Origin of the sequence: Desulfosporosinus cupriresistens, from assembly GCF_001707885.1 — a bacterium.
Classification (GTDB): Bacteria; Bacillota; Desulfitobacteriia; order Desulfitobacteriales; family Desulfitobacteriaceae; genus Desulfosporosinus.
Genome location: NZ_MASS01000052.1, coordinates 1 through 16,043, shown reverse-complemented (window position 1 = coordinate 16,043; position 16,043 = coordinate 1). Strand labels below are relative to the sequence as shown.

Below are 16,043 nucleotides of genomic sequence, written 5' to 3'. Positions count from 1 at the left end.
ATTTTTATTTCACAATTGTTATTCTTGAGGTTGATGTGAGGAGCATAGCATTTGCTTCCTCCGTGTCGATATGAAATTCAAGTGCCGAGGTATTGTTGGCTCTGACGACGACATTCGAGTAGGTTCCTCCCCGAAGTCCATCTATTTGGATGTTTACCTGTTCTCCATCGGTTACACCAAAGGTTTTAGCATCTTCCAACGTCATATGAATATGCCGCTGGGCAATCAAAAGGCCTTTGGAAAGATGAATACTTCCTTTGGGGCCAATGAGAGTGATCCCCGGAGTTCCTTGCAGATCTCCAGATAACCTCACTGGCGCGGTTATGCCAAGTTTGAAACAATCTGCCTGGAGTATTTCTACCTGCGATTCGCTTCGCGCGGGCCCGAGGATGCGAACTTTTTCAAGAGCACCTTTGGGCCCGGCGATGATCAGAGTTTCCTTGCAGGCATATTGCCTGGGTTGGGACAAATCCTTGGCTTTTGTCAATTGGTAACCTGCCCCAAACAAAGTTTCCAGATCTGCTTGGGAAAGATGAATATGACGGTTAGATATTCCGACAGGTATGGAGCCTAGGTCTTTTAAATACCCCCCTTCTTTGATTGCCTCTAGCACAAGCGCTGCTAAAGCGTCATACTTTCCCACGATTAGTTACCACCTCTTTTTTTAAGGAGCGTAATGACTTCATTCACAACATTCATGATCTGATCGTCACTGATGGCATTAGCGCTACCGCTTTGTGCCACGCAGGCTGATGAGGTGGTAGTTGTGTTTTCGGTAAAATCTTTGATACCATAGGCTACCCGTTTAATATTGATCAAGTGCAGGGGGGTTACATTATCGGAAGTTGCACTTCCCCCCCAAGTACCACAACCCAAAGTAAAGGATGGGGAAAGTCCGGTACTTGCGCCCACACCACCTTGGCTGGAGGATGTGTTAACCAAGATTCTGAATACGGGTTTTTCGGCGAATTTCATGACCATCTCATGATTTTCCGTATGAAGGGAAAGACTGTGTCCGACACCGCCATTATTCAAGAGTTTGATGCACAGATCACAGGCCTCCAACCAATCTTTTACCGTATAAAATGCCAGCACGGTGGTCAATTTTTCATAAGACAGGGGATATTCTCCACCCACACCCTGTTGTTCACCTAGCAGAACTTTTGTACCAGGAGGAATGGCTATGTTGGCACTTTCTGCGATAACTGCTGCGGATCTCCCCACCAATTTGGCGTTCATGGCATGATTACGAACAAACAGTTTCTTAGCAACTTGGTTTGTTTCCTCGGAGGTCATGAAGTAACCCCCCTGGCGTTTGAACTCTTCCATAACTTGGTCACGTAGGCATTCTTCAACAATAACCGATTGCTCCGAGGCACATATTGTCCCATTGTCAAAGGTTTTACTAGCGATAATATTCCTGACTGCTTTCGGAATGTCGGCAGTTCTTTCTATATAGGCCGGTACATTGCCCGGACCGACACCCAAGGCAGGTTTTCCAGCGCTATAGGCCGCCTTTACCATGGCTGAACCACCTGTTGCAATAATCATGGCGACTTCATCGCATTTCATAAGTTCATTGGTTGCCTGCATCGAGGGTTTTGAGATACAGCCAATGATATTAGCAGGAGCACCGGCAGCTACTGCGGCATCATTCATTAGTTTTGCTGCCTGCAGCGTACATTTCAGAGCCGACGGATGCGGGGAAAACACAATTCCATTACGGGATTTGATGGCAATAATGGCTTTGTAGATCGCCGTGGATGTGGGATTCGTCGAGGGAATGATCCCCATAAGCAAGCCTACTGGTTCGGCGATTTCCATGACTTTATTGACCCTATCGTCTTTAATAACTCCAATGGTTTGCATGGGTTTGATGAATTCATAAAGTTCTGTGGAAGCAAATTTATTTTTGAAGATTTTATCTTCTACTTTACCAAAGCCCGTTTCTTCCACTGCCATTTTGGCCAGATAAACGGCATTCTCCTCGGCAACTTTCACCATATTACGGATGATTTTATCAATCTGATCAGAATTGAACTTGGCTAGTTGAGCTTGAGCCAATTTGGCCTGGCGGGCAAGATTTCTGGTCTCTTGCACGGATTGTAAATCATAATCAAAGTTTTCCAATTTGCTATTCCTTCCTCCACTGTCTCTGTATTTTTTATAGGATACAAGACAAAATTAGGGTCTTGCACACCAGCTACTTTTCAATCTCCTGCTCCTGCTCGTAATATTCCTTCAGTTTCAGGATAAGTGATTCTTTGTTTGCTTTGGATATGGCTCTACCTGCGACGCTAAGTCCTTTGTATTCTCTTGCCAGATTCCGAAGTTTTAGCACAGAATGCGATTTCAAGGCATCCAAACTTTTTTCGAGGCCGAATTCTTGTACATAAGCATCCACCAGGTCTTTGCGGAGTTGCTTTAGTATTATTTTCGCCGGATTAGTGCTTCCTTTTGTGATCTGCTGTTCTTTGGATTCTGCAACTGTGTCCGTGCTTGGCAAAGGATCATTTATATTGATGCTTACCATTACACCAACTATGGTTTCAAGCTCAAGATGCGGTCTGGGAATTACTTGGTGAGAAACCAAAGATAAGTGGCCAATCTTCTCAACCGCCGTTACTCCTGCTTCCACGGCAGCTTTAACAGCACCCACATCACCGGTTACGGTAATTGTTACGAGGCCGGAACCCACATAGGTCCTTCCTAGAAATTCTACTTGCGCTGTTTTTAGCATGACATCTGCAGCTTCAATAGCAGGAACGAGTCCTCGTGTCTCAATTAGACCAAGAGCCTGCATAGCTTACCCTCCTATTGTTGTGCCATCAGATCAGCCCAGTTTGCCGGGTAAGTTACGTAAAAGAGTTTGACATATTCAGACGAACTCCAGGTTACTTTAGAACCTTTGGGTACGAAAAGGACATCTCCCTGGTGAGCGTGATAGGTTTCACCGTTGATGGTGATGGATAAACTTCCCTCGAGAATAATATCAATTTCTTCGTAGCACAGCTCCCAGTCAAAGCTGGATTTCTCTATTGTTAAAAAACCCGCACTCATTTGAGAATCCTGTTTACTGACTACTTCGCGATAAGCTACATTGGTACACGGATCGCCCGTGTCAAAGGTCTCGAGTTTCACTGTCCTGCCGCGCACTATTTTCAGTCCGCTTTTTGGTTCACAATCTGCACGGAAGGGCGTTTCCAGAGTTGGGGCAGGGACACTTGACAGGAGTTGGTTAGCTAATACCGCTTTTACCACTTGAAAGATCATTGCAGGGTCAATTTCGTTTTCCTGGTTACCTTTATTCTGTAGACCGCTGTCTTTAACGATGTGACTTTCTTCTGTAAATGACTCTTCAGTAAATACCACACCCAATTCTTTAGCTAAATCCTTAGCTGCCAGGGTAATAATCGTATTTCTGTCGATACAGAATTGTTTTTGACCTTTTTTTGCTGCTGCTTTTACCTCGTTTGCAGAAACTAATTTTTTCACAGTCGCACCTCCTTTCGATCGTATAGGGTATAGAATATGGGATTGTAGTATAAAGAACTAAAATAGCGATGCCCACAGTCTGTCAGACGGAGAAGGAATTACTTCTGTATCCACTAACAAGCCTTTTTCGATGGCAATGGCTCTTCCGGCTTCAATGCCTGCTTCCACAGCACCAACATCCCCAGTGAAGGTAAAGTAGGCTTTACCGCCTAGCCCACTGCCTAAACGCAATTCTAGAGCCTGTACATCAGCCGCTTTGAGAGTTGCATCAGCTGCAATAATCATAGAGGACAGGGAAAAACATTCTATAATCCCCAAAGCACCAATTCCATCGGGCATAGTTGTAGCCGTAATGGCCGGGAAAACAGCCTGATGGACATTGGCGAGGATAAAGCTATCAACCAGGTATTCTCCTGCTATTTCTACACCTACACTAAGCGAGCTTTCTACGGCAGCTACGTCTCCTTTGATAATAGCGATATATTTGCCGGGACAAACGGGGGTTGCACTGACCACTTCAACGTAGGCTGTCTTAAGCATCAAGTCTGTGGCATTGATTCCTCTAGCAATACTCGTAAGCTCAATCATACCTATTGCACTATACATACGAACCCACCTTTATCACAATTGAATTATCCTTAATCTCAATTACAGTACCATCAAGGCTAGAGTGGACAGTAGCTCCGAGACTGTTGTCCGGGATTTTCCCAATCAGTTGTCCGGCCTTTACCTGATCACCGATACCGACGACAGGTGTTGCTGGTGCTCCGATGTGCTGTCGTAGAGCGATCTGGATATATTCAGGTCGAAATTCGACCTGCTTCATCGGTGCTGGTTTATCGAAGGCTGTTAAGCCGATTTTAATGACTAGACGTTTGCTTGGAATAAGGCGATGATCTCTGGCCGACCTCGCTTGGAAATCTATCTGTATTGGCTGATATCGAATACCTTGTTCTGCCAGCTTTTGCTTATAAAGAATATTGACAGACTTCGGATGGAGATTAGCTGGGCAGGAGAACAATTCACAGGCATTACATTCACAACATAATTGGGCAATTTGTTGTTCCTTCACGTCGTCAAGATTGTAGCTTAGGGCACGCATGACCTTATGTGGCTGCATATTATGTCCTAAGAGATAACGAGGACACAGATCGGTACACATCCGACATTGCTCACAGGCGGTTTTGCCAATGATTCTTGCTCGATTAAGGCTCACTGATTTTTTGCGGATGAGGAAATGATCTTTTTTAAGCAATACATAGCCTTTGCTTTTTTTGGTAACATACCCTTCGACGTCGTTCATGACAGAGCCCATCATGGGACCACCGTCGATGATGGCATAGTCAGCTATGTCTTGCACACCACATTGTTCAATCACGTCCCGGATGGATATACCCACAGGTACTTTGACGGTCATGCGCTGAGGAATATCTCCGGCGATGGTAATGTATGTTTCCGTGACAGGGTTCCCTGCCATGGCATTACATATATTCAGTGCAGTTTCCGTATTAATAACCACACAGCCCACTTTTAGAGGAATGGATGCCTCCGGAACAATTCTTTGAGTCAGTTCATGAACCAGAACCTGTTCGTCACCAGCAGGATAGATATCCCTGAGTTCCATTACCTCCATGTAATTTGAAAGCCCCAGAGCTGCGATTCTTTCTCGTAGGAGGACAATGACTTCTTTGTGTTTGCCTTTGATACCAAGAATGGCTTTGCGGGCTTCAATATATCTTCCCGCCGCTTCCATTCCTCTGATGATTTCATCAGGAAACAGCTTCATCAATTGCTGGTCCACTCTGAGCAGGGGTTCGCATTCAGCTCCATTAAGCAATAAATACTCTGCTTTAGAAGTTAATTTAGCGTGAGTTGGAAAGCCAGCTCCTCCTGCCCCAATAACCCCCGCATCCTTGATTAAGTTCAGCAGATCCAACGTTTTCCACCTCCAGTTTCTCTCTATAACCTACAGTCTTCGTCAATGATTCCAACAATGACAGCATCAATCGGTACATCCTCCTGATCGAGCATTTTGCGGGCTGAGCTACCAATACAGACCAACACCCTTTCGCCAACGCCGGCACCGATCGTGTCGGCAGCGATCATAAGACGACCAGCATCCTTACCTCCGATAACTTCCACCAACATAAATTTCAGTCCTACGAGGGAATCGGCTTTTCTTGTTGACCATATACTATCCATTACTTTTGCTGCTATCATCAACACTCACCTGTTTTTGCTTCATTAAATTTATATTGTATCTCTTGAATAGCGGCTTCCACCGACGCTGTATCTCCAAAGATGGCGATCATAATCAGATTCTGCGGGCAATGTCCTTTAATGTCTTCCACTATTACCCCGGCCGCTTTTTCTGCGATATCAGCAGCAAAAACCATATCAATCAACTTCCCTTGAACCAAACCCACAGCATCATAGTTCTCGAGAGGGACAGTCGAAGCAGTACCTTTTCGCCGAAAAAGAATATCCACTGTCCCACTGGAAGGGGATTTGATAATTCGATATTCCATGAGAAAAAGTCACTCCTGTCTAAAGAATTTCCTGTGTGCAGTTAAGTGCAATACCCAAAGGTGTTACAAACATCGGGTTTTGCGGTTTATACGTGGGCAGGTTCGTTTGTTTAGCGATAATATCTTCGATTCCTTCCAGGCAACAGGTTCCACCTACCAGATAAATTTCTTTTACTGGGTATTCATGAATGTGGCGACTGATAATGGATGAGACTTTTTCAATGACCGGTCTTAATACGGGAATCAATTCCCTATGGTTTTTGAAATCTCGCTTATATTGGTCCGCGTCCTCAAAGCTCATTTTATAAGCACCGGAAATGACGAGTGAAAAGTGAGTACCTCCTGTTGGTTCATCATCGACATGAATCACTTTGCCGTCTTTCAGAATAGCAGTCCCCGTAGTGCCACCACCAATATCAACAATCGCACCGTCTTTAATCTTTAGTACCGCATTAGCTGCCGTCGGTTCATCCAATACGTTGGTAATTTCAAAACCCGCCCCCTGTACCACATGTCTAATTGCTCCTGAGTCAAGACTGTTAGTTCCTGGAGGAAGCGCTGCCGCTGCATAAATCAATTCCGTACCAAGTTTTTCTTCGATTTCTTGTTTTAATTCCTTGACTATGCGAATCGCGCCGATATAGTCCACCACCATACCATCTTTGACAACACTGGCAAAACGATAGGCTCCGGCAACAGGCTGATAGTTCTCATCAAGAACTGCGAGAACAATATAGGCTGTTCCCAGATCAACACCCGTGTAATAAACGGAGGATTTATTTAAGATGGGTGTTGTGACGACTTTCTCAAAATCACGAACAAGTTGATCGCAGTATTGAAACGTTGAATTTACCGTTTCCATTTTTGTCCTCCTGAAGACTTCCACATCATCATGCAGAGTATGTTAATGATCAGATTGACCGTATCAATCAGGTCTTGCCGAGAACAGATTTGCTTCTCCTCATTCCAATAGGTTTCCAAAAGGGCTGGTTCGACCTCTCGAAGAGAGGCGCGCAAGTAATTTAACAAGGCAATCTCTTTTCCATTTTTCAAACCTACGTGAAACTCATCGACGTCAACGTATTTTTCAAGATTGTTAGATCGTTCTCTAATTTCTTCTTCCGACCATCCCCAAAATTGAAGCTTATCTGGAGCTTTCTGTTCCCGTTCGGCTTTTTGTACGTTCCGAAAATATTTGCCCAGCGCCATGACTTCTTCAGACAAGATTGCTTCTCCAGAGTGTAAAAGTTCTGCGGCCATTAGCAGAAACAAAGATTCTAGGCAGTCCATCTTTCTACGTAATCTCAGGCTACACCAGCTTTCCCGTACCTGTGCCTGATTCGACTCGTGGATGTTTGATTTCTTACCGCCACTACACTGAACCTGTTCCAGCATGACTCGTCTGTCCACAAGAAATTGGCGTGCTCCTGGTGTAATCTTTGCATCTGGTTCTAGAACAAAAATAGCAAAGGGTTCCGTCTTATATAAATCTCGCAACTCCATTTCAGTGATGAATTTCATTGCCTCACCTACCTTTCCTCAAATTCCCTTTTACCAAACCCCATCGATTATTGAAACTGCAAATAAGGCAAAGATGATAACGGAACCACAATGACTATATCTATAGAAAAACCCTCATGATTTTTCAAATTGTTTCTTGTTCTTCACGCAAATGTCGTTGTAAGGCTTCCACTCCTGAGTTATCTTTTAAAGAAATATAGAAGTAAGGTTCTATAATCCCAACTCTTTTCAACTGTTGAATACACAAATTAACATTCTTAGGAGCTAAATCAATCTTGGTAATCACTCCGATAACAGGACAAGTAAACAATTTAGCAAAACCGGGCGGATATACTTCAACGAGTCTAGATTGATCAACCAAAATGAGCAGATGCGATGCCGTTTGTGCTGTCGCAATCAGATATTTATACATAGAAGCGTTTTCAATATAGGAGCCCGGCGTGTCAATGGTATTTTTGCCATAAATAACATCCTGGGTCTTTCTTAATGGTCTGGCGGAATCATTTAAAACATTGGTCAAGGTAGATTTGCCAGATTGGGTTGGTCCGACCACCATAACTCGTTTTTTCATGTACGCGTAATCATGGCAGGAGTGAAGCCCAACAGCTTTTCTAAAGTGTCATTAATGGCAATCATGGCTGCTTCAACACTGGCTACATCACCGGATATAACCAGAGATCCCGTAAACCGATCAAGGAAACCGATCTCTATATTAGATGTCTTTGTGGCAATATCGGCTGCAATAATAGCCGTCTCCGATGGAGTGAGGGTTAAAATTCCAATGGCTCCAGTCTCTTCAATTCCCAAACGTTCATATATGTCTTGTACGGGCGAAGCTATGATGTGAGCTAGAGTGACTTGCTTGCCTGGCACATATTCCTGGACAATACGTTTTTTGTCAAATTCATCGGCTACACTCATAAAATCCTCCGTCCGGTATATAGCTTTTAATGTCTGATGACTACGACCTGCAAGTCATAACCTTTTATAAACCCTTCAATTTTATCCAATTCGTCTTCATTGAAGCTCAAATCTTCGTTAATAGCGTAGTTCATGTCCAATTGCTTGTATTTGTTGATGCCTAGTTTATGGTAAGGAAGCAAGTCGATACCCTGAAAGCTTTTGTAACGTTTAAAGGATTCCAGAAACTCCAAGGTCTTACAAATATTGTCCTCACTATCATTTAATCCCTTGATCAGAGGCATCCTAACTTTGACATTAAACCCACGTCGGATGAGTTCCGTTAGGTTAGCCAAAATGCGTTCATTGCGCACCCCCGTAAGTTCATAATGCCGCTCAGAATCGATCTGCTTAATGTCATACAGAAACAAGTCAGTAAACTGGGCCATCTTGAGCAGGGAGCTCAGTTTTGCATATCCAGAGGTTTCAATAGCTGTATGGATCCCCAAACGTTTACACTCCGTCAACAAGTTGGTGGCAAATTCCGGTTGCGCTGTGACTTCACCGCCCCCAAGAGTGACTCCTCCACCTGAACTGTGGTAGAAGAGTACATCTTGTTGGATGATTTCCATGACTGCGGAAATAGTCTTGTCCACACCAACAATGGACAGGGCCTGTTTTGGACACACCGTTTCGCACTTTCGACAACCTACACAATCCTTGCTTCTATTTACTTTGTGCCTGGATCTTTCGCTTTTAGTTCGGGGTTGCCCGTCTTCGTCATTCGGAAGATAATGAATGTGGGCAGGACAAACAGGAATACACTTGCCGCAGTCAACGCACAAATCTTCTTTGAACATGACCTGATATTTTCGTTCAAGTCCCTCGGGATTAGAACACCACAGGCATCTCAAGGGACACCCTTTGAAGAAAATTAATGTTCGTATACCCGGTCCATCATAGATCGAATATTTCTGGACATTAAAGATTCTCGCTTTTCTTTCTAAGATGCTACCGGCTTCTGTACTCATCATGTCCCCATTTCTTAAAATCCCTTCCTAATTAAAAGTGTTCTAATACAGTTCTGCTGATTATTTCATCCTGTACTTCCTTGCACAGCTCTACGAAGTAAGCGCTGTACCCAGCAACACGAATGATCAAGTCTCGATACTTATCAGGTTCGATTTGTGCTTTCTTCAAAACTTCATTGTCAACATAGCTGAATTGCATCTGACCATTGCCAAGAATGGATGCTGTTCTGAGCAAGTTAATTAGGCCATTTTCCCCTTCCGGAGTTTCCAGAATACCGCGTAATAGTTTGAAGTTGTGCACCATACCGATATTCATAGACTCGTTACTCAGCTTGCTGACTGATTTAATTATGGCTGTAGGTCCTAATTTATCGGCACCCTGAGTCGGGCTGATTCCGTCTGACAACGGTGTCCAGGCTAGCCGTCCGTTGGCTGTCGCGCCAGTAATTTCTCCAATGGGCGTGTTGTTTGATATGGAAAGAGTTCCATGAGTCAAGTGCGAGTAGAGCATTTTAAATGTGTGATGGACCCGTTCCGTCCAAATGATGATATCTGAGGCGATTTCATCAACATAGTCGTCGTCGTTCCCGTATTTAGGTGCATTCAAGCAATCTGTTCGAATCGTTTCATAACCTTCAAAATTAGCATTTACGGCGTCCCCTATCTGCTTCAGGGTATATTTCTTGTCCTCAAAGACCAATTTTTTAATAGCTGCCATTGAATCAGCATAAGTTCCTAAGCCGGAGAAAATAAGTCCGGGGCCATAATTGACAAGAGCGCCTCCATTTGTAACATCCGTCCCCTTTTCCATGCACCCTTCTACCAACAAAGACATGAGTGGTTTGGGAACAAGATCTCGATGCACCCGCTGACTGACTATGGTTCCGATCGCCGACTGGCGGATAATATGTTCAATTTGTTGTTTGCAGGCAGCGTCAAATTCTTCATAGGTCTTGATATCGTCAATATCCCCTGTATCAATGCCTTCCACGGTGCCACGCCATCTCATCCGGCCACGATTTAGAACAAATTCTATGGCAATGGGCCATTGGGTATAACCAGTCGACGTCCACTGATAAATTCTGCCAGATTTTTGCGGTTCTACACAGCCCATAAGGCAATAATCGCGTGCATCTTCAATGCTGAATCCCTTGGCCAGCATCATTTTGATATGAGTATCATCAAAGTGACAGGCAGGGAAGCCAAGGCCTGCTTTCACAACATCGACGATTTTCTTTAGATATTGTTGCGGTGATTTATTATGAATCCGACAAGCCAGGGACGGTTGATACATCTTGGTGAAACGAACGGCATCCATGATCAGATACGTTAGGTCATTGGTTGCATCGCCACCAGTTCTCTTCTGTCCACCAATCGTTAAGTTGATAAATGGTTGATAACCGGCGAAATATTTCGCTCCAAGTTCACTGGACAGCCACATCACTTCAGAGCATTTAATAATAAAACAGCTCAAAAGTTCAAAGGCTTCCAGTTTGTTCATTCGGCCGGCTTCTATGTCAGCCTTGAACATGGGATAAATGTATTGATCCAAGCGTCCAATAGAAATCCCTGTCTGGTTTTCTTCCACTACAAACAAAGACTGCAATGTCCAGATGGACTGGAGTGCTTCATGGAAGGTGCGGGGAGGATTGGCCGGTACATGCGTCAAACAATCAGAAATCCTGTAAAGTTCTTTCTGTCGTGTTGAGTCATGCTCTCTATCTGCTAGTTCTCTGGCATAATCAGAAAGTCGTTTGGCATAAGCCAAAATGCCGTCACAAGTCTCAATCTCCGCTTTATAGAAATAAATCTTATCTATGTCATCTGGGTTTTCCATGGATAATTTACTCAATCTGGCGACGGCTTCCTGTCTTGCACCATTAATACCTTTTTCAATCAAGATGACATCATAACCTGGGCAGGTGTCCCCACCGCCATTTACCTGATGATAGGAAAGGTCACTGACAAACGATTCGCCTGAAAATGCCCATACGCCAGCTTCTTCATATTGTGTCTGACAAATTTCATCTACGCTCTTACCTTCCCAGTACGGGAAGATCTCTTCCCGCAAGATCTGCTTGTCTTCCTCACTGATTTGAAAGGGGTCCTGCTGTCTGGTTGACATAGTGTCCAGTTCGTCTCGAATCCATCTCCAGGCAATATCCGGGGATACAGCACCAGCTCTCGCTTTCCCGCAGGGATGTCCTACAATCAATTCGTCGTTTTGGATTACCAAGGGAGCTGTTTCACACGCTTTTCTGAAGCACTTGGCCCGGAGAAGAATTTTGGGCAACCCTGTATTTTCTTTTGTTACTTGGGTGAAAGCTTGGGCACGGTAGATACTGACACTTGGTTTAACTTTCAAATAAGCTGCTTTCAACCGTTCTAAACGCGATGTCAGTCCCGTGATTGCCCCTTCATACACAGGCGATTGGGTCATATTTTTCGTTGCAGGACTGTTAATGGATAATTCCTTAGAAATCCCCTGAAAGAGCTTCATGACTGCAGCCGTTTCTTCCGGGGACAAGTGTTTTGTTGCCTCCGCAAATTTGGTTGAAAATTCTTTAATGTCCAAAGTTCTTCCCTCTCTTGCTAAAAATTCTTCATTACCACGTCACCTCAATCGTTCAGGACAACTTAAGTTGCTCAAGCAATTTTTCGAGCAAATCTTTTAAATCATGCGTACTTTCGAGGGAACTTTGATTAGCGGAGCAATGGTTTCCGCCTGTTTCAACGACATCCCCCGTCTGTACGACCTTAGTTATATCCTCCATCTGCCGCACACCATAGCCGACTTTTCGGATATTAATCAAGTTCATCGGCGTGACATTGTCAGAAGTAAACCCACCTCCTGCTGCACCACAACCCAAGGTTAATGCCGGGAAGAGATTGGTTGTCGCTCCTATGCCCCCTAAAGAACCGGGAGTATTTACTAGTACCCGTGATACTGGTTTTTTTAGGGCAAATTCCCGAATCACATCCTCATTCTTCGAATGAATGACCAGGGTATGTCCCCGCCCCTCATTGATAAGCAATTCTACGCACTTTTCACAGGCATTCATCCAGTCCTTTTCCACGAAAAATGCCAGAACCGGACAAAGCTTTTCTCTGGAATACGGATTGTTAGGAGACACATATTTCTGTTCCGAAATCAATACTAACGTATCTTCTGGGACACAAATTCCGCTTTGCCGTGCTAGCTCGATTGCCGATTTTCCGATGATTTCTGGATTAAAGCCACCATCAGGACGGAAAAAATACTTACTAAGTTGTTCTGACTCCTGTCCTGACATGAAATAAGCTCCATTTTCTCTGAGTTCTTGCCTAACTTCATCAGCAATACAAGCCTCAGCAACAATCGACTGTTCCGAGGCTGAGACAATTCCGTTATCGAACGTTCTGCTGACAATAATATCTGCTACGGCCTTTCTAATGTCAGCTGAACGCTCGATAAAGGCTGGTCCATTACCCGGGCCACCATAAATAGTTTGTTTTCCTGATGTATTCGCCGCCCTGGCCATCTTGGATACACCCGTAATCAGAATTAGTGATGTGTCTTTGTGGTTCATCAACGCAACTGTCCCATCTACAGCGAGCGTCCGCAAATATCCAATGGCACCTCTTGGCAATCCATTTTCTTCTGCCGCACGTATAAGCAGATCAAGTACCTTGGCGATTGTTTTTTTAGCCTTAGGATGAGGAGAAAAAATAATGGCATTACCCGATTTTATGGCAATCAGGGTTTTATATATTGTTGTGGACACAGGGTTAGTTGAGGGAGGCAACGCGACGATCACTCCAACGGGCACCCCGATATCCATGGTTTTATTTTCTTTGTCTTCACGAATTACACCGACAACTTTCAGGTCCCTGATTTTCTTATAGAGAAAATCACTAGCAAAAACATTTTTGACAAACTTGTCCTGCCATTTGCCAAATCCCGTTTCTTCATGGGACATGATGGCAAGTTCCTGCGCATATTTATAAGCTGTTTCAGCCATATTTCTAACAATTTCATCTAATTTTTCCTGAGGAAAAGCTGCCAGCATCCTTTGCGCCTCGCGGGCGTTTTCTACAAGAATCCGAGCCTCTTGAACGGAGAGCAAATCATTGTCAATTCTATGCATATCTCATTCACTCCCCCCTTCCCACTCGCAGAGAATTATAGGTTTAATCGAATGAGTCATTTACCAGTCAATAACGTATTTGGCGACAATCTTTTCTATGTCTGCATGAGGCCTGGCAATGACATTGGAGCTATAGATCTGGCCTACCTTGCTGGCTTCTTTGATGCCAGCCTCGACAGCCGCTTTCACCGCTCCCACGTCACCACGAACAACAACGGAAATCAAACCGGAAGCCACATTTTCATAACCAACCAACTCCACATCCGCAGCTTTGCACATGGCATCTGCAGCTTCCAGCACTGAAACAAGGCCATACGTTTCTATGAACCCTAAGGCACCATTTTTGTCCACACAGGCTCCCCTTTCTAAAACAATCGATGTTCATTCCGCATCAATGTCATGTCTCGTAACAATCTTGCCTACCCGGCTGATGGGACGTGGCATGACATGGGAGGCCGTCACTTCACCAATGGCTGCTGCCGCAGCTGCACCGTTTTCTACAGCTGACCTCACTGCTGCCACATCACCTTTAACCATAACCGTGACAAGCCCGGAACCCACATTTTCATACGAAACAAGAACAACGTCAGCAGTTTTGCACATGACATCCGCCGCTTGAATTGCCGGAACCATACCTCTTGTTTCAACAAGACCCAATGCCTCTTCTCCAAAGTATTTCATCGAAACAACCCCTCAATAATATAGATTTGAACTACTAAGGATTGTCACTTTTGTTTTTGCTTCAGCATGCTCTACAAGGAATAGAGCCCAATTGAGATTTTAGTTTTTCTTTATCCAGACTACAGTCCAGACGCTTGATTTCTTTCCCTTTATCCAATACAACAACTGCGGGAACTTTTTCTATTTCATATTTTCCAGCAAGATTCTTCTTTGTTGCCATATCAACTTTAAATATTTTATATTCATCACCATTATCACTAATCAGGCTTTCTAATAAGGTGCTGAATTCTAAGCTTTCATTGACTAAGACATTGAAAAATAATAATAAAACCTTTTTATCACTTTGAAGAATATTCGACTTAAAATAATTGATTTCGTCAATAGCTCGCTCAGCCGCTACGGCTGCGGTCGCACCATCACCGGCTGCAGACACAACTTGTCTTAAATATTTCACTCGATTGTCACCAACCGCATAGATCCCTTCGAGGTTCGTTTCCATACGGTCATCGACAGGGATATACCCGCTCTTGTCCATCTCAATTCCGCTATCTTTTAAAAAACGGGTTGAGGGAATCATACCGACGAAGAAAAATACACCCTGACAGGTAAGTTCGGATGAACTACCTGTTTTTAGATTCTTGATTTTTACCCCTTCGACATTTTCTTTTCCAAGAACCTCTTCAATAGTTGAGTTCCATATAAACTCCATCTTTTCGTTATTGAATGCTTTTTCAGCACTTACTTTATTGCAATCGAGAATACCTTTATCATGTAAAACAATCACGGTTACTTTACGGGCAAATTTGGTAATATACATGCCTTCTTCAATCGCCTGGTCACCACTCCCAACGACAACAACATCTTCCCCTTCAAAGAACTCGGCATCACAGGTCGCACAGTACGCTACGCCACTCCCCCGCAGTGTTTTTTCGCCAGGGATGTTTAAAATTCTAGGCTCACTGCCACAGGCCAAAATAACGGCTTTAGCGGTGAATTCCTTTCCCTTTTTGGTTTTAATTATTTTCACTTCTTGAGAAAAATCGACACTGGTTACCTCTTCTTTTAAAAATTCAACGTTAAAATGCTCAGCATGCTTCTGGAAATCTTTCATAAGATCCGGTCCACTAACTTGCCTATATCCAGGATAATTCACTATTTCCCTCGTTGTATCCGCTAAACCGCCGATCGTCCCTTTATTAATCACTAAAGTCTTAAGCTTAGCCCTACCACCATAAATAGAAGCAGAAAGTCCGGCGGGGCCACCCCCAATAATAATCAAATCATAACTATTAACCACGTCTTCTACATCCCCTTTAAATTTGATTACACGCCCAGGACTTCTGCAATTTTCTCTGCAATGGTTTCCTCTTCAACTTTGCCAGCCACTTTTCCTCGATACTCGCCTTCACGAAAAAAGAGAACCTGAGGAACACCTTTCAATGAAAACCGTTGAAATAAAGTCTTGTCTTCTTCAACATCAACATAATAGAACCCAAATCGACCTTCATATTGAGGTTTTAATTCGTCTAACATTGGAACGACTTCTTTACATACATGACAGTCTTTTCTCGAAAAGATCACCAAAGAGGGTTCACAATTATCATAGATAATTTCTTCGAAACGGTTTGAGTTTAATTGTTCCAAAGACATATACTTCACTCCCTAAAAAATATTGTATTTTAATCAACTATAATCAAAATCAGTAGTTTTTCAGTCTTTTGATCAATAAGGCAATAATGCGAACACCGCGTTCTACTGTT

The 16,043-nt window shown here is 43.7% G+C and carries 19 protein-coding genes; all 19 read right to left on the bottom strand.

Features of this window, described 5'->3' with window-relative positions; translation table 11 throughout:
- Positions 1 to 4: 4 nt before the first annotated feature.
- Positions 5 to 643 carry a phosphate propanoyltransferase gene (locus tag DSBG_RS17080; RefSeq protein ID WP_068965501.1) on the bottom strand — a complete coding sequence of 213 codons (639 nt, stop codon included), beginning with the start codon at positions 641 to 643 and terminating at the stop codon, positions 5 to 7.
- 2 nt (positions 644 to 645) lie between these two features.
- Positions 646 to 2,130 carry an acetaldehyde dehydrogenase (acetylating) gene (locus DSBG_RS17075; RefSeq protein WP_068965499.1) on the bottom strand — a complete coding sequence of 495 codons (1,485 nt, stop codon included), beginning with the start codon at positions 2,128 to 2,130 and terminating at the stop codon, positions 646 to 648.
- Positions 2,131 to 2,203: 73 nt separating this feature from the next.
- Positions 2,204 to 2,803: a BMC domain-containing protein gene (locus tag DSBG_RS17070; protein ID WP_068965497.1), complete on the bottom strand. Its 600-nt coding sequence runs from the start codon at positions 2,801 to 2,803 to the stop codon at positions 2,204 to 2,206.
- A gap of 11 nt (positions 2,804 to 2,814) precedes the next feature.
- Positions 2,815 to 3,495: a cupin domain-containing protein gene (locus tag DSBG_RS17065; RefSeq protein ID WP_068965495.1), complete on the bottom strand. Its 681-nt coding sequence runs from the start codon at positions 3,493 to 3,495 to the stop codon at positions 2,815 to 2,817.
- A 57-nt stretch (positions 3,496 to 3,552) separates the two neighbouring features.
- Entirely contained in the window at positions 3,553 to 4,101 is a 549-nt protein-coding gene (locus tag DSBG_RS17060; protein WP_009618039.1) for a BMC domain-containing protein, read from the bottom strand.
- Positions 4,094 to 5,431, bottom strand: coding sequence for a 4Fe-4S dicluster domain-containing protein (locus DSBG_RS17055; protein WP_068965493.1), 1,338 nt, complete (start codon positions 5,429 to 5,431; stop codon positions 4,094 to 4,096). The genes DSBG_RS17060 and DSBG_RS17055 overlap by 8 nt, the downstream gene beginning before the upstream one ends.
- Before the next feature lie 23 nt (positions 5,432 to 5,454).
- Positions 5,455 to 5,715, bottom strand: coding sequence for a EutN/CcmL family microcompartment protein (locus tag DSBG_RS17050; RefSeq protein WP_068965491.1), 261 nt, complete (start codon positions 5,713 to 5,715; stop codon positions 5,455 to 5,457).
- Positions 5,715 to 6,023 (bottom strand): BMC domain-containing protein, encoded by a 309-nt coding sequence (locus tag DSBG_RS17045; protein WP_068965489.1) that lies wholly within the window; start codon positions 6,021 to 6,023, stop codon positions 5,715 to 5,717. The genes DSBG_RS17050 and DSBG_RS17045 overlap by 1 nt, the downstream gene beginning before the upstream one ends.
- Positions 6,024 to 6,042: 19 nt before the next feature.
- Complete coding sequence (gene eutJ / locus DSBG_RS17040; RefSeq protein WP_068965487.1) at positions 6,043 to 6,885, bottom strand: ethanolamine utilization protein EutJ; 843 nt, start codon at positions 6,883 to 6,885, stop codon at positions 6,043 to 6,045.
- Positions 6,873 to 7,544 (bottom strand): cobalamin adenosyltransferase, encoded by a 672-nt coding sequence (locus tag DSBG_RS17035; protein ID WP_068965485.1) that lies wholly within the window; start codon positions 7,542 to 7,544, stop codon positions 6,873 to 6,875. The genes eutJ and DSBG_RS17035 overlap by 13 nt, the downstream gene beginning before the upstream one ends.
- 124 nt (positions 7,545 to 7,668) lie before the next feature.
- Positions 7,669 to 8,115, bottom strand: coding sequence for a EutP/PduV family microcompartment system protein (locus DSBG_RS17030; RefSeq protein ID WP_068965483.1), 447 nt, complete (start codon positions 8,113 to 8,115; stop codon positions 7,669 to 7,671).
- Positions 8,112 to 8,465 (bottom strand): ethanolamine utilization microcompartment protein EutS, encoded by a 354-nt coding sequence (gene eutS / locus DSBG_RS17025; protein WP_068965481.1) that lies wholly within the window; start codon positions 8,463 to 8,465, stop codon positions 8,112 to 8,114. The genes DSBG_RS17030 and eutS overlap by 4 nt, the downstream gene beginning before the upstream one ends.
- A gap of 26 nt (positions 8,466 to 8,491) precedes the next feature.
- On the bottom strand, positions 8,492 to 9,475 hold the full coding sequence (gene cutD, locus DSBG_RS17020; protein WP_068965479.1) for a choline TMA-lyase-activating enzyme: 984 nt from the start codon (positions 9,473 to 9,475) through the stop codon (positions 8,492 to 8,494).
- A gap of 31 nt (positions 9,476 to 9,506) precedes the next feature.
- Positions 9,507 to 12,050 carry a choline trimethylamine-lyase gene (gene cutC / locus DSBG_RS17015; protein ID WP_068965477.1) on the bottom strand — a complete coding sequence of 848 codons (2,544 nt, stop codon included), beginning with the start codon at positions 12,048 to 12,050 and terminating at the stop codon, positions 9,507 to 9,509.
- A gap of 52 nt (positions 12,051 to 12,102) precedes the next feature.
- A complete protein-coding gene (locus DSBG_RS17010) occupies positions 12,103 to 13,602 on the bottom strand; it encodes an acetaldehyde dehydrogenase (acetylating) (protein ID WP_068965475.1) in 1,500 nt (499 codons plus the stop codon).
- A 60-nt stretch (positions 13,603 to 13,662) separates the two neighbouring features.
- Positions 13,663 to 13,953, bottom strand: a complete 291-nt coding sequence (locus DSBG_RS17005; RefSeq protein WP_068965473.1) for a BMC domain-containing protein — start codon at positions 13,951 to 13,953, stop codon at positions 13,663 to 13,665.
- 30 nt (positions 13,954 to 13,983) lie between these two features.
- Positions 13,984 to 14,283, bottom strand: a complete 300-nt coding sequence (locus tag DSBG_RS17000) for a BMC domain-containing protein (protein ID WP_009618057.1) — start codon at positions 14,281 to 14,283, stop codon at positions 13,984 to 13,986.
- Positions 14,284 to 14,344: 61 nt separating this feature from the next.
- Entirely contained in the window at positions 14,345 to 15,580 is a 1,236-nt protein-coding gene (trxB, locus tag DSBG_RS16995) for a thioredoxin-disulfide reductase (RefSeq protein ID WP_068965471.1), read from the bottom strand.
- A gap of 26 nt (positions 15,581 to 15,606) precedes the next feature.
- Positions 15,607 to 15,933: a thioredoxin family protein gene (locus DSBG_RS16990; protein WP_068965469.1), complete on the bottom strand. Its 327-nt coding sequence runs from the start codon at positions 15,931 to 15,933 to the stop codon at positions 15,607 to 15,609.
- Positions 15,934 to 16,043: the final 110 nt, after the last annotated feature.

Excerpts from the sequence above, each read along its gene's own strand:
- eutS (WP_068965481.1), bottom strand. The coding sequence starts at position 8,465 with ATGAGTGTAGCCGATGAATTTGACAAAAAACGTATTGTCCAGGAATAT.
- DSBG_RS17030 (WP_068965483.1), bottom strand. The coding sequence starts at position 8,115 with ATGAAAAAACGAGTTATGGTGGTCGGACCAACCCAATCTGGCAAATCT.
- DSBG_RS17070 (WP_068965497.1), bottom strand. The coding sequence starts at position 2,803 with ATGCAGGCTCTTGGTCTAATTGAGACACGAGGACTCGTTCCTGCTATT.
- eutJ (WP_068965487.1), bottom strand. The coding sequence starts at position 6,885 with ATGGAAACGGTAAATTCAACGTTTCAATACTGCGATCAACTTGTTCGT.
- DSBG_RS17000 (WP_009618057.1), bottom strand. The coding sequence starts at position 14,283 with ATGAAATACTTTGGAGAAGAGGCATTGGGTCTTGTTGAAACAAGAGGT.
- cutD (WP_068965479.1), bottom strand. The coding sequence starts at position 9,475 with ATGAGTACAGAAGCCGGTAGCATCTTAGAAAGAAAAGCGAGAATCTTT.
- DSBG_RS17045 (WP_068965489.1), bottom strand. The coding sequence starts at position 6,023 with ATGGAATATCGAATTATCAAATCCCCTTCCAGTGGGACAGTGGATATT.
- DSBG_RS16990 (WP_068965469.1), bottom strand. The coding sequence starts at position 15,933 with ATGTCTTTGGAACAATTAAACTCAAACCGTTTCGAAGAAATTATCTAT.
- DSBG_RS17050 (WP_068965491.1), bottom strand. The coding sequence starts at position 5,715 with ATGATAGCAGCAAAAGTAATGGATAGTATATGGTCAACAAGAAAAGCC.
- DSBG_RS17010 (WP_068965475.1), bottom strand. The coding sequence starts at position 13,602 with ATGCATAGAATTGACAATGATTTGCTCTCCGTTCAAGAGGCTCGGATT.
- DSBG_RS17060 (WP_009618039.1), bottom strand. The coding sequence starts at position 4,101 with ATGTATAGTGCAATAGGTATGATTGAGCTTACGAGTATTGCTAGAGGA.
- DSBG_RS17035 (WP_068965485.1), bottom strand. The coding sequence starts at position 7,544 with ATGAAATTCATCACTGAAATGGAGTTGCGAGATTTATATAAGACGGAA.